Source organism: Streptomyces sp. G5(2025) (assembly GCF_049542075.1).
Classification (GTDB): domain Bacteria; phylum Actinomycetota; class Actinomycetes; order Streptomycetales; family Streptomycetaceae; genus Streptomyces.
Window position 1 is genome coordinate 1,620,659 of the sequence record NZ_JBMUZT010000002.1, and the last position, 12,179, is coordinate 1,632,837.

Here is a 12,179-nt window from a genome sequence, read left to right on the forward strand (position 1 = left end):
GAAGACGTACACGCGATGAGCGAGAAGACGTACACGAGCGTCCTGCACGCCGAGATCGGCGGCTCCGTCCTGCCGGACAAGCTGGCGGCGCTGCTCGTCGAGGGCTGGGTGGACTCCAGTGTGAACGTGCCGTCCGCCTTCCAGCTCACGTTCACCGACGCGGGCGGCGACATTCTGGAGAAGTTCCCGCAGATCAAGGTGGGTGCCAAGGCTGTGCTGTGCCCGTTCACGGACGGTGTGCGCGGCAAGCCGATGCTGACCGGTGAGGTGACCGCGCTGGAGGTGGACGCCGACGGGGGCGGCAAGTCCCTCGTCGTACGCGGCTACGACCCGGGTCACCGGCTGCTGCGCAACCGCCGCGTGCAGGGCTTCCCGAACATGACGGCCTCCGACATCGTGCGCCGCGTGGCCGCCCTCAACAGCCTCAAGCTCGGCAAGATCGACGCGACGCCGACCGTGTACGAACTGGCCACCCAGCCCAACATCACCGACTGGGACTTCCTGTCGCGCCTCGCCCAGGAGAACGACACCCATCTGTCGTTCGACGAGACCGGCAAGCTGTGCTTCGCCAGGCTCGCGCCGGCCGCGGGCGCGCCCGCCGACACGACGCCCGCCGCGCAGAACCCGTACGTCCTCGAATTCGGGCACAACGCGCTGCACAGCCGCGTCGCGGTGACCGCCGCCGGGCAGGTCTCCACGGCGGAGGCGCGCGGCTGGGACATGCGGGCCAAGCGGCCGCTGTCCGCGCGGTCGCCGGCGATCAGCAGCAAGGACATCGTCGCCGACATCACGCCCGCCCAGCTCTCGCGGCCCTTCGGCAAGGCCGAACTGACCAGTACGCATACGCCGTACACCACGCAGGCCCAAGTCCGGCACGCGGCCCAGGCTTTGGCGGACGACGCGGCCGGTTCCTTCGCGGAGCTGGAGGTCGCGGTCACCGGCAACCCGGATCTGAGGCCGGGGCAGCCCGTGGCTCTGAAGGGCGCCGGTTTCCCCTTCGAGGGGAAGTACACGGCGACCGGTGTGCGTCATGTCTTCGAATCCGGGCGGCAGTTCATGACCTGGCTGACGGTGTCGGGGCGGCAGTTCCGCTCGCTGTACGGTCTCGCCTCCGGGGGCGCCGACGCGGCCCCGCCGATGCCGGGCGTCGCCATGGCCCTGGTCAGCAACGCCAAGGACCCGCTCAAGCTGAACCGCGTCAAGCTGCGCTTCCCGTGGCTCTCCCAGACGTACGAGAGCGACTGGTGCCGCATCGCGCAGCTGGGCGGTGTGCGGGGCGGCGGCCTGATGCTGCCCGAGGTCGGCGACGAGGTGCTCGTCGCCTTCGACCGCGGCTCGCTTGAACACCCGTACGTACTCGCCGGGTTGTACAACGGCGTCGACAAGCCGACGCCCAACACGGACGGGCTCCAGCCCATCGACCCGACCAGCGGCCGGGTCAACTGGCGCTCCCTGGCCTCGCGCAGCGGTCACACCGTGGAGCTGATCGACGCCAAGTCCCGTATGAAGAGCGGCATCCGGCTCCAGACGGGCAACGGCCGGCTCACCGTCCACATGGACGAGACCCGCACCAGCGTGACGATCCGCAGCGACGGCTCGGTGTCCATCTCCGGCACCCGCAACGTCAGCATCAGGGCGGGCGGCAACCTGTCGCTGACCGCGGGCGGCTCGCTGACGATGAGCGCGGGCGGCGCCGTGGACATCAAGGCGGGCGCGAAGTTCGGCGTCGTCGCGGGCGGCGCGGCCGACATCAACGCGACCGGTGTCGTCAGCCTCAAGTCGGCGGGCGCGATCGCGGTGAACTCGGTCGGCGCGGTCACCGTCAGCGCGGTCGGCGCGGTGGCCGTCAACGCGGGCGCGGCGGCGGCCATCAGCTCGCCGGCCACGGTCGCGCTGAGCGCCCCGGCCGTCCTGCGCAACGGCATTCCGTTCTAGGGGGCGCGACAGACATGCGGTGCGTTCAAAGGGGGGCGGCAGACATGCGGTGCGTTCAAAGGGGGGCGGCAGACATGCGGTGCGTTCAAAGGGGGGCGACAGACATGCGGTGCGTTCCGTTCCGGGAGGGTGGCAGGGATGAGTGAGCAGTTCGTCGGCGCGGGCTGGACGTTCCCGCTGCGCACGGACGCGGGCGGCGGCATCGCGCTGGCCCGCCGCGAACGCGAGATCGAGGAGTCGATCCGGCTGGTGCTCGCCACGGCGCCCGGCGAGCGCCCGATGCGGCCCGAATTCGGCTGCGCCGTGCACGACCTGGTGTTCGCGCCGGTCAACGAGGCGACGGCGGGCCGGATCCGGTACGAGGTGCGGTCCTCGCTCGACCGGTGGGAGCCCCGCATCGAGGTCCTGGACGTCGAGGTCACCCCGGCGCCCGACGACCCGTCCGTCCTGTTCATCGACGTGAGCTACACCGTGCGCGGCACCAACAACCCGCGCAGCCTCGTCTTCCCCTTCTACGTGATCCCGTCCACGGAATCAGAGAGCGGAGTCTGAAGTCCGATGGCCCTGCCCGCACCCCACCTCGACGACCGGCGCTTCCAGCAGTTCGTCGACGACGCCAAGCGCTACATCCAGCAGCGCTGCCCGGAGTGGACCGATCACAACGTCTCCGACCCGGGCGTCACCCTCGTCGAGGCGGTCGCGCACATGGCCGACCAGATCGTCTACCGCCTCAACCGCGTGCCCGAGAAGAACCACCTGGCCTTCCTCGACCTGCTCGGTGTCACCCTCTTCCCGCCCTCGGCGGCCCGCGCCGACGTCACCTTCTGGCTCTCCGCGCCGCAGCCGGAGCCGGTGGTGCTGCCCGCAGGGACGGAGGTGGCCACCAGCCGCACCGAGACCGAGGAGGCGGTGGCCTTCGCGACCGAGGCGGACCTGACGGTGGTGCCCTGCGAACTGGACGCCGTGCTGCGCCAGGAGGCGGGCGGCACCCCGCAGGACTGCGGGCAGGACGTGTTCGGCGGGCGTGACGTCGGTGTCTTCGCCGAGTCCCCGCGGCCGGGCGACACGCTGCTCTTCGGGCTCAGCGCCGCCGTGCCGCGCAATGTGGCCGTGCTCCAGCTGGACAGCCGCGTCGACGGCGTCGGTGTCGACCCGCGCCAGCCGCCGCTGGTGTGGGAGGCGTGGACCGCGGAGGGCTGGACGGAGTGCGAGGTGGAGGAGGACTCCACCGGCGGCCTCAACCGGCCCGGCGACGTCGTCCTGCACATCCCGGCGGGGCACGTCGTCTCGCGGGTGGGGCGGCAGGAGGCGGGCTGGGTGCGGTGCCGGGTCGTCGAGGCCGCCCAGGGGCAGCCGTTCTACAGCGCCTCGCCGACCGTGCGGGCGGCATCCGCGTTCACCATCGGCGGTACGACGGTCGTCGCGCACGCCGACGTCGTGCGCGACGAGCTGCTGGGCGACTCCACGGGCGTGCCCGGCCAGCGGGTCCGGCTCGCCCAGGCCCCCGTCGTCGCCGACCGGCCCCCGCTCGTCCTGGAGGTCTCCGAGGGCGCCGGGGGCTCCGACGAGGACGGCGCGGGCTGGCAGGAGTGGCAGGTCGTGGACCACTTCGCGGCGTCGGGCCCCGACGACCGGCACGTCACGCTGGACGCGGCGACCGGCGAGATCGCCTTCGGCCCCGCGGTCCGCGAACCCGACGGCTCCCTGCGGCAGTTCGGCGCGGTCCCCGCCAAGGGCGCCGCCCTGCGCGCCACCCGCTACCGCACCGGCGGCGGCCGCGCGGGCAATGTGGCGCGCGGCGCGATCCAGGTGCTGCGCAGCTCCATCCCGTACGTCGCCCGGGTGGAGAACCGCGAGGCGGCGCGCGGCGGTGTGGACGGCGAGACGGTGCAGGAGGCCAAGGTCCGCGCGCCGATCGCGCTGCGCGCCCAGGAGCGGGCGGTCACCGCGCGCGACTACGAGGAGCTGGCGCGGCGCGCGGCGCCCGAGACGGCCCGCATCCACTGCCTGGCCGCCGACGCGGCGGACGCGGGCGACAACGCGGTACGGGTCCTCGTCGTCCCCCAGGCCGTGCCGGATCGCGGCGGCCGGCTCCGCTTCGAGCAGCTGGTCCCGGGCGACGAACTGCTCGCCCGCGTCACGGACTTCCTCGACGACCGCCGCCCCATCGGCACCCGGCTCGCGGTCGGGCCGCCCTTCTACCAGGGCGTCACGGTCGTCGCCACGCTGCACTCCTTCCGCGCCGCCCAGGCGGAGCGGGTGCGGGCCGACGCCCTCGACGCGCTCTACGCCTACCTGGACCCGCTGACCGGCGGGGCGCACGGCACGGGCTGGCCCTTCGGGCGCCCGCTGCGGGCGGGTGAGATTTTCGCGGCGCTCCAGCGGGTGCCGGGCGTGGAACTGGTCGACGAGGTCCTCCTGCATCCGGCCGACCCCCTCACGGGCCGCCGGGGCGACGCCACCGACCGCATCGAACTCGGCCCGTCCGCCCTGCTGTTCCCCTTCGACCACCGCGTGCGTGTCATCGAGGCGCGATGACGGCGGGGTCTGCGGGGCCGGTGTCGGCAGGGCCGGGGCCCGCGATGCTGCGCAAGGGTGGAGGCGGCGGCTCAGCGGGGCCGGGGGCCGGTGCCGTGGCGCCGGGGGGCGGCTCGCGGCGCGGATCGCTGCCCGCGCTGGTCTCCGCGCATCCGCTGGACGAGCAGCTGCCCGCGGTCTTCGCCGACGACGACTTCGCGCTGCGCTTCGTCTCCGGTCTCGACATCGTGCTGGCGCCCGTCTTCACCGTCCTGGACTGTCTGGAGGCGTACTTCACGCCCGCCCTGGCGCCCGAGGACTTCCTCGGCTGGCTCACGGACTGGGTCGGCACGGAGCTGGACGGCACCGAGCCGCTGCCGCTGCGCCGCCACGCGGTGGCCTCCGCCGTGGCGCTGCACCGCGTGCGCGGCACCCGGCGCGGCCTGTCCGCCGCCGTCGAACTGGCCTTCGGCGTACGGCCGCGGATCACCGAGAGCGGCGGCGCGACCTGGTCGGCACGTCCCCTCGGCCCCTTCCCCGGGGCTTCGCGCCCCGCCCTGCACGTGACCCTGCGGGTGCCCGACCCGGCCGCGGTCGACCCCTACCGCCTGCGGTCCGTGGTCGCCGCGGCCCGCCCCGCACACCTCCCTTTCACGGCCGAGGTGACCGCCCTGCCCTCCCCTGAAGGAACCTGATGCCCGAGCAGCCCGAGCAGCCTGAGACGGACCCGATGCCCAACTCCCCTTCCTCTACGCCCGCTACGTCTTCCTGCCCCGAATGCGGCACCCCCGCCCGGCAGCGGGGACAGTCCTTCTGCGACTCCTGCGGCGCCTTCCTCCGCTGGGACACCCCGGCGAGCCCGGTGAACGCGGCCGCCCAGGACGGCCCCGCGACCCCGAGCACGCCCACCCGTCCCGCTCCGCCCCGGCCGCACCAGACCAACAGCACGGCACAGTCCGGTGCCGGAGCGGGCCAGGCCGGTGCCGGGACGGGCCACGCCGGTGCCGGAGCAGGCCAGGCCGGTGCCGGGACGGGGCAGGCCGGTGCGGCGGCCCGGGCCGAGGCCGCCCGCCCGGAGGCGACACCCTCTGCCTCCCCTGCCGCCTCACCGCCCGCCCCGACCACCCCGGCCGGCCCGGGTCCGGCACCGCCGCCGCCTCCACCTCCGCGCCCGCTCCCACCACGGGCGCCACCGACACCACCGTCCCGCTCCCGACGACCGGCCCGGCGCAGCCCACCGGCGGCGCCGCGGGCGGCTCGCCGTCGAGCAGGTCGGCGGCGGGCGGGCCGGCGTCGGGCGGCTCGGCACCGGGCCGCTCGTCGTCCGACGGCGCACCGGTCGGCGGCACACCCGCAGGCAACTCGCCCTCCGGTGGGACGGCACCGCCCCGCTCGTCCTCCGGTTCCGGGATGTCCGACACCGCCATCCGCTCGCTGCTCGTCCCCGTGCCGGAGGCCTCCCAGCCCGCCGCGCCCGCGGAGACGCCGGGAGGTGTACTGCCGGGCAGGCCCGAGGCGGCGCGCCCGCGCGTACGGCAGCCCGTCGTGCCGGTCGAACCGGAGTCCGGCGCGCCGTGCCGCGGCTGCGGGACGCCCAACGCCGCCCGCCGCCACTTCTGCCGCAGCTGCACCACCCCCCTGAAGGACTCCGCCGCCCCGGCCGCCGAAGGCCCGTACGCCGGTCAGCGGCCGCGTCTGCACCGGGACCGCACCCGGTGGATCGCCCGCGCCGTGGGCGTCGCGGTGATCGCCGGCCTGGTGATCGGCGGCATCTTCGGCGGGCCCCCGGCCGCGCGGGCCGTGCAGGACCACTTCGCCAAGCGGGTGCCCGTGCACCCCACCGATTACAGCGCCTCGCACGCCGCCCCCAAGCAGGCGGCGAAGCTCGCCTTCGACAGCTACTCCAACACCTGGTGGGGCACGGGTTACGCGGGCGACTCGGCGGGCCAGTGGATCCAGGCCGAATTCGGCCAGCCCACCGACCTACTGAACCTGCTCATCACCCCGGGCACCTCCCCCCGCACCGCGCAGGCCGCCCAGCAGGCCAGGCCGATGGAGTTCGACCTGGTGGTCAGCGACTCCGCGGGCAAGGAGCACACCATGCACCGCCGGATCAACGACGGCGGCGTCCAGAAGATCGACGTACGCGTACGGGACGCGGTCAGCGCCCGGCTGATCCTGCGCTCCGCGTACGGCGCGGCCGACAACCGCCAGGTGGCCATCGCCGAGCTGGAGTTCTTCGGCCGCTCGGCCAGGCAGTAGCTCGGCCGGGCAGGAGCCGCCCGGCCAGGCAGGGACCGCTCGGCCGGGCGGTAGGGACCGCGACCGGCCACGGGAGTGGCCGCCGGGCACCGGAGGGGGTGCGCCCGGCGGCCACGACTGGGGGCCGTCACGTGGACCGGGCCGGCGGCTAGGACAGCTGCGACTGCACCTGGGAGGAGATCAGCTCCAGGTGGTCCAGGTCGCCGAGGTCCAGGCACTGGAGGTAGATACGGCTCGCACCGATCGCCTCGTACCGCCCGATCTTGTCGACGACCTCGGCCGGGGAGCCCGCCAAGCCGTTGGCCTTGAGCTCGTCCACCCCCCGGCCGATGCCCGCCGCACGGCGGGCGACCTCCGCGTCGTCCTTGCCGACGCAGGCCACCAGCGCGCTGGAGTACACCAGGTCGCCGCCCTTGCGCCCGGCCTCCTCGGCCGCCGCGCGGACCCGGCCGAACTGGCGCTCGCTGTCCTCGATCGAGGCGAAGGGGATGTTGAACTCGTCGGCGTACCGCGCGGCGAGGCGCGGGGTGCGCGTCGCGCCGTGGCCGCCGATGAGCACCGGCACCTTGGCCTGTGCGGGCTTGGGCAGGGCCGGGGAGTCGGTGAGCTGGTAGTGCCTGCCGTCGAAGTCGAAGGTCTGGCCGGCCTCCGTGGACCACAGGCCGGTGACGATCTCCAGCTGCTCCTCCAGGCGGGCGAACTTCTCCTTCGGGAAGGGGATGCCGTACGCCTTGTGCTCCTCCTCGAACCAGCCTGCCCCCAGGCCCAGTTCGACCCGGCCGCCGGACATCTGGTCGACCTGCGCCACCTGGATCGCGAGGACGCCGGGCAGGCGGAACGTACCGGCCGTCATGAGGGTGCCCAGCCTGATCCGCTTGGTCTCCCGCGCGAGCCCGGCCAGGGTGATCCACGCGTCCGTGGGGCCCGGCAGCCCGTCGACGGAGCCCATGCGCAGGTAGTGGTCGGAGCGGAAGAAGGCGTCAAAGCCGAGGTCCTCCGTGGCCTTGGCGACGGTGAGCAGGGTGTCGTAGGTCGCCCCTTGCTGGGGCTCGGTGAAGATTCGAAGATCCATGTTTCCATCCTGCACGGTCGAAAGCGTGTCGGCCCCGCCGGTTCCGCCGATTCACGGCCGCCCCGGTCGGGTGAAAAACCGCGGCACCGGCACCGGCACCGGCACGGACGTCGGCACCGTTGAGGCCACGAACGTAGGCACCAGCACCGGCACCGGCACCCCGCCCACCCCCACAGGTCGGCGCCACCACCCGGCAGGGGCGCCGCATCGGCGTCTCATGCCCACCCCGCCGCCGAGTCGGGCTCCGGCAGGCCCCGGTCCCGCACCGCGAGCCTGCGCAGCATTTCGAGGACCCGGTCCCTCGACTCGTCGGCGGCGTCTATCGCCTCCATGCACTGCCAGTACACCCCCTCGTCGGCGGCGCCCATAGCGACGCCGACGAGCGCGATGCCGACCTCGCCGAGGAGCCGGTCGAGGGCGACCAGGACCGCGTGGGCGTCGCCGGTCTCGGTGAGCCGCGCGGCTCTGATGTCCTCCGTCCCGAGATGCGGGGCGTCGAGCAGTCCGCAGGCTCTGCCGCCCACTTCGCTCAGGCCCAACGCCTCGCCCCGTAACTCGGGAGGGCCCGTGACCGCGAGGCGGCTGCCGATCGCCTGCGCGAGCGCCTGCGACTGCCACACCTCCACGACGATGCCGATCGGATCCTCGCTCCGCGCCAGCGCACGCCGGTTCGCCTCGATGAGCCGCATCGCGTTCATGCGCAGCCCCCCATCCATCCCGCGCGCCCACTCCGCACGTCCGCCCGAACTCGCCTGTCCACTACCCAGAGTGATACTCATCCGGGCGAAAAGCCAGGGGAGGTCTGAATTCTGTGGACAAGTAATCGAGATTGGACAAGACATCCACTCCGGAGAGTGACGAAAATATCGGTGAGGGGTGCTACGGACCCTCAGGAGTGCCCTTGGAGGCGCCCTCGGAGGCGCCCTCGGACGCGCCCCCGGGAGCCGGAAAACGCTCTTCGTTCCGCTCGATCTTCGCCGCGAGCGCGGCCAGCGCGTCGATTCCCAGGGCCTCGCAGAACTGCAGCAGATACGCGAGGACATCGGCCACCTCATCCGCGACCCGGTGCGCGGTGTCCGGGTCCCGCATCACCTGTTGCGACTCCTCGGGCGTCAACCACTGGAAGATCTCGACCAGTTCGGACGCCTCCACGCTCAGCGCGGCGGCCAGGTTCTTCGGGGTGTGGTAGGGCTGCCAGTCGCGGGCCGCCGCGAACCGGGCCAGTCTGCGCTGGAGTCCCTCTACATCAAGTCGTTCTGTCACGCCCCAGGTCTACCACTGAGGCGTCGGCGGCGTCGGCCGCCCCTGCGGCGTCGCGCACCGCCCCGACCAGGCGGATGTGGCCGCGGGCGCAGGTGCGCGCCGCCAGTTCGCCGAGCGCGCTCACCTGCCGTGCGTCCAGTCGGCGGTCGAGGTCGTCGGCGAGGACGGTGAGGGTCTGGTACGCCTCCGGGACCTCCGCCACCGGGTCGACGGCGAGGACGCCGGGGCCGGTCAGCAGGACGAGCGCCAGCGCGAGGTAGCGCAACTCGCCGTCCCCGAGCCGTGCGAGAGGCGTACGCACGCCGTCCCCGCGGTCGATGAAGGCCTGCACCGAACCGTCCTCCGCCTCCTCGGCGAACACGTCCGCGGCCGGCCCCGCGCAGCCCTCGCGCACCGCCGAGACGAGCAGCGCGTGGCGCCCCGCGCACTCGGCGCGGGTACGCCACAGCACCTCCGCGAGGTTGTCGCAGCCGCCCTGGAGGCGGCCCGCGCCGATCAGTCCCGCCGGGACCGGGGCGCGCATCCGGCTGGGCCGCGGGTCGCAGGCGAACGCCGAGCGCAGCGCGACCACGACCTGTTCGGCCGCCGCGAGCACCAGGCGCTGCCCCTCGGTCTTGCCCGCCACGCGCAGCGGCACGAGCGCCGTGCCGAGCCGGTCGTCCGGCATGGGGGCGCGGGTCACGGGCGCCGTGCCCGCGGTGTGCCAGGCGGCCTGGACCATGCGTCGCCCGGGGTCGCGCAGCGCCGTCTCCAGGAGGACGAGGCCGCCGCGGGTCAGCCGCTCGCCCACGACGCGGAGTTCCGGCTCGGCCTGGACGGCGAGGTCGAGCCGGACGGTCCCGGCGGGCCCCTCGACGGTGCAGCCGATGCGGAACCCGCGGCGCCGCTGGCCGTCGGCGCGGGCCCGTTCGGGCACGCACGCCGCGGGGTCGTCGAAGACATCGACCAGTTCGGCACCGGCGCTGAGCCGCGCGAGCGCCTCGTACGCGCGCAGTGCGCTGGTCTTGCCGCTGCCGCTGGGGCCCGTCATCAGCGTGAGCGGGCCGAGGGGGAGGACCGCGCCGCGATGCCGGGCGAAGGCGGACAGCCGCAACTCGGTGACCTGCGGCCGGTCCTGGCCTGCCGGCGGCCGAGCGGCCGGCACCGGGGAGAACACCGTCATGTCCGGAAGCTAAGCGGCATCGCACGGGGCGAACCGTTCCGCCAAGCCGACCTTCCTACGATCGGGCGATTCCCCCCGAAGCTCCCCCACGGCGGCTCCGCGAGGGGCTACAGCCTCAAGGCGCCCCCGAGACAACCGTGTGGCAGCCCTGAGGCAGCCTCAAGGCTGTGCCACCGCCTCCACCAGACCCTGCACCTCCGTGCCGGGCGGGGCGAGGAGGAAGACGTTCTTGTCGACCCGGTGCATGCCGCAGCCCAGGCCCATCACCACACCGCTGCTGAAGTCGAGGACGCGCTTGGCGACATCCGTCTCGGCGCCCGTCAGGTCGAGCAGGACCGGGATCTGCGACATGACCGTCTCGGCGACCTCGCGGGCGTCCGAGAAGACGTTGACCCGCATCACCACGAACCGCCGGCGCGTCTCGGTCTCCGCTTCGGGCAGCGCGCTGTGTCCGGGCCACGAAGGCCATTCGTTGCGGCTGCGCAGCGGTACGACCTGGGCGAGCCCTTCCCACTGTTCGTCGGTGACGTCGTGGCGCTGACTGCTACTCACTTGCCCACCCCGTCCTGGCTCGCACTCATAGTCTGCACTGACCAATTCTTACGCCAAGTCACCCGTTCAGCCCAACAGCGACACGGATGGCTCCCCCGAGGCCGGGCCACGCCCCTCATCAGCGCCGTCAGACCGAGCCCGACGCCTTGTGCCGTCCTGCCGGCAAACAGCCACGTGAACGGCAGCGGTAGCTCGGTGAGCGCCTCGTGCGATTCCACGCGTTTGAAGTCGTTGCTCACGAACCCGGAACGCGCAGCGGTTTCCGGGCCGATTCGGCATCGGGGGTGGACCGCCGCTATGTGTACCGGATCGGACCGCCCAGGTTCTGCCAAGGCTCCGCCTTGGCCGTGCTCAGACGCGTGCCCTTCCCGATGGAGGCAGGTGCGCGACCGAGGAGGGTTCGCGCTGTGCGGGCCAGGTGGGCGTGGTCGGCGAAGCCCGCGGATGCCGCGGCTGCGGCGACCGATTCATCAGGCAGGCCGGCGATGGCGGTGCGCAGTCGGGACCATTGCCGCAGCCGCACGAGCGGGATTCCCACAGCCGTACGAACCAGGGCGCGCATCCGCGGTGGTGAAAGTCCGACCTCGGCGGCAATGGCTCCGATGTGGGCGTGGGGGTCGGCGCGGGTGCTCTCCTGGATTGCGTGGGCCACCCGTGGATCGAGGGAGTGTCCTGCTCCGGTGAGGGCGGTGAGTTCGGCTTTGGCGGCTGCGAGGTCGGCCCCGGTGTCAGGAAGGTCGGCGTGGCCCAGTGCGGCGCGTAACCGCCGTGCCGCGGCGTTGTCGAGGCATGTGAGCCCCGGTTCAGGACGGAGCATCCAAGGGTCGATGAAGAGGGCGACGTAGGACGACGACGCGGCACACGTGTGGGCGAGTTGAGGGGGCACGATCACGCCGGCCGCCGCTGTGGTACGCCTCCCGCTCACCCCGACTTCGACGTGGCCGCCGATCGGCAGGACGACCTTCCATGCCGGGTGGCAGTGGCGAGTGACGCTGAACGCGCGGGTCTCGGCGAACAGAGTCGCTTCGGAGCCGGAGACGAAGACGAGCCGGCGATCGTTTTGTTCAAGCTCCCATGCGCGAGTGGGGAAGATCATCACGGCATGCACGTTATCGCGGCCCTGGTGTCGGCGGTCTTCCTGATCGCGGTGGGAATCGCGCGCTTCGCGGTTCCTGGCTACTTCCGCACCCTGGTGCCTGGTACCCCCCTGGCTAGGCCGGGCAGGAGGGCTCGTCGCTGCCGGCGGAGCGGCGGAGATCGTCGAGGGCACGCTGATCCTGACTCCGCAGGCCCGAGAGGCCGGCAGTCGGGCCGCCGTCGCGCTCATCACCGCCTGCCTGCCCTCCCCCCTCGATGCCCTGCACCGCGCACGTCCCGACCGGCCGCGTCGGAAGGCCGTCGGCACGGGCACGGACA

Annotated in this window: 11 protein-coding genes; 5 read left to right on the top strand and 6 right to left on the bottom strand. The window is 73.3% G+C overall.

All coding sequences use genetic code 11. The features are described from left to right. Positions 1-15 precede the first annotated feature (15 nt). From ACOBQB_RS07595 to ACOBQB_RS07615, 5 genes are all read left to right on the top strand, one after another. Positions 16-1,935 carry a VgrG-related protein gene (locus tag ACOBQB_RS07595; RefSeq protein WP_423589800.1) on the top strand — a complete coding sequence of 640 codons (1,920 nt, stop codon included), beginning with the start codon at positions 16-18 and terminating at the stop codon, positions 1,933-1,935. Between the two features lie 138 nt (positions 1,936-2,073). Further along, a complete protein-coding gene (locus ACOBQB_RS07600) occupies positions 2,074-2,487 on the top strand; it encodes a GPW/gp25 family protein (RefSeq protein WP_127913130.1) in 414 nt (137 codons plus the stop codon). A gap of 6 nt (positions 2,488-2,493) precedes the next feature. Continuing rightward, the gene (locus tag ACOBQB_RS07605) at positions 2,494-4,473 is read left to right on the top strand and encodes a putative baseplate assembly protein (protein WP_423589802.1); all 1,980 of its coding nucleotides are present in this window, start codon (positions 2,494-2,496) and stop codon (positions 4,471-4,473) included. Further along, positions 4,470-5,147, top strand: a complete 678-nt coding sequence (locus tag ACOBQB_RS07610; RefSeq protein WP_423589804.1) for a phage tail protein — start codon at positions 4,470-4,472, stop codon at positions 5,145-5,147. Before ACOBQB_RS07605 ends, ACOBQB_RS07610 begins: the two co-directional genes overlap by 4 nt. A gap of 715 nt (positions 5,148-5,862) precedes the next feature. After that, positions 5,863-6,714, top strand: coding sequence for an NADase-type glycan-binding domain-containing protein (locus tag ACOBQB_RS07615; RefSeq protein ID WP_423589806.1), 852 nt, complete (start codon positions 5,863-5,865; stop codon positions 6,712-6,714). A gap of 148 nt (positions 6,715-6,862) precedes the next feature. Here the strand turns inward: ACOBQB_RS07615 and ACOBQB_RS07620 are convergent, their stop codons facing one another. The 6 genes from ACOBQB_RS07620 to ACOBQB_RS07645 form a co-directional block, all read right to left on the bottom strand. After that, complete coding sequence (locus tag ACOBQB_RS07620) at positions 6,863-7,786, bottom strand: LLM class F420-dependent oxidoreductase (RefSeq protein ID WP_423589807.1); 924 nt, start codon at positions 7,784-7,786, stop codon at positions 6,863-6,865. Positions 7,787-8,001: 215 nt separating this feature from the next. Beyond that, positions 8,002-8,484, bottom strand: coding sequence for a DUF6099 family protein (locus tag ACOBQB_RS07625; protein WP_423589809.1), 483 nt, complete (start codon positions 8,482-8,484; stop codon positions 8,002-8,004). A gap of 181 nt (positions 8,485-8,665) precedes the next feature. Continuing rightward, on the bottom strand, positions 8,666-9,049 hold the full coding sequence (locus ACOBQB_RS07630; RefSeq protein ID WP_423589810.1) for a nucleotide pyrophosphohydrolase: 384 nt from the start codon (positions 9,047-9,049) through the stop codon (positions 8,666-8,668). Beyond that, positions 9,033-10,211: an AAA family ATPase gene (locus ACOBQB_RS07635; protein WP_423589811.1), complete on the bottom strand. Its 1,179-nt coding sequence runs from the start codon at positions 10,209-10,211 to the stop codon at positions 9,033-9,035. The genes ACOBQB_RS07630 and ACOBQB_RS07635 overlap by 17 nt, the downstream gene beginning before the upstream one ends. Before the next feature lie 159 nt (positions 10,212-10,370). Beyond that, positions 10,371-10,763, bottom strand: coding sequence for a cell division protein SepF (locus ACOBQB_RS07640; protein WP_423589813.1), 393 nt, complete (start codon positions 10,761-10,763; stop codon positions 10,371-10,373). Positions 10,764-11,058: 295 nt separating this feature from the next. Continuing rightward, the gene (locus ACOBQB_RS07645) at positions 11,059-11,859 is read right to left on the bottom strand and encodes a helix-turn-helix domain-containing protein (protein WP_423590473.1); all 801 of its coding nucleotides are present in this window, start codon (positions 11,857-11,859) and stop codon (positions 11,059-11,061) included. Positions 11,860-12,179: the final 320 nt, after the last annotated feature.

Coding starts and splice junctions, on each gene's coding strand:
- ACOBQB_RS07595 (WP_423589800.1), top strand. CDS start 16: ATGAGCGAGAAGACGTACACGAGCGTCCTGCACGCCGAGATCGGCGGC.
- ACOBQB_RS07600 (WP_127913130.1), top strand. CDS start 2,074: ATGAGTGAGCAGTTCGTCGGCGCGGGCTGGACGTTCCCGCTGCGCACG.
- ACOBQB_RS07605 (WP_423589802.1), top strand. CDS start 2,494: ATGGCCCTGCCCGCACCCCACCTCGACGACCGGCGCTTCCAGCAGTTC.
- ACOBQB_RS07610 (WP_423589804.1), top strand. CDS start 4,470: ATGACGGCGGGGTCTGCGGGGCCGGTGTCGGCAGGGCCGGGGCCCGCG.
- ACOBQB_RS07615 (WP_423589806.1), top strand. CDS start 5,863: ATGTCCGACACCGCCATCCGCTCGCTGCTCGTCCCCGTGCCGGAGGCC.
- ACOBQB_RS07620 (WP_423589807.1), bottom strand. CDS start 7,786: ATGGATCTTCGAATCTTCACCGAGCCCCAGCAAGGGGCGACCTACGAC.
- ACOBQB_RS07625 (WP_423589809.1), bottom strand. CDS start 8,484: ATGAACGCGATGCGGCTCATCGAGGCGAACCGGCGTGCGCTGGCGCGG.
- ACOBQB_RS07635 (WP_423589811.1), bottom strand. CDS start 10,211: ATGACGGTGTTCTCCCCGGTGCCGGCCGCTCGGCCGCCGGCAGGCCAG.
- ACOBQB_RS07645 (WP_423590473.1), bottom strand. CDS start 11,859: ATGATCTTCCCCACTCGCGCATGGGAGCTTGAACAAAACGATCGCCGG.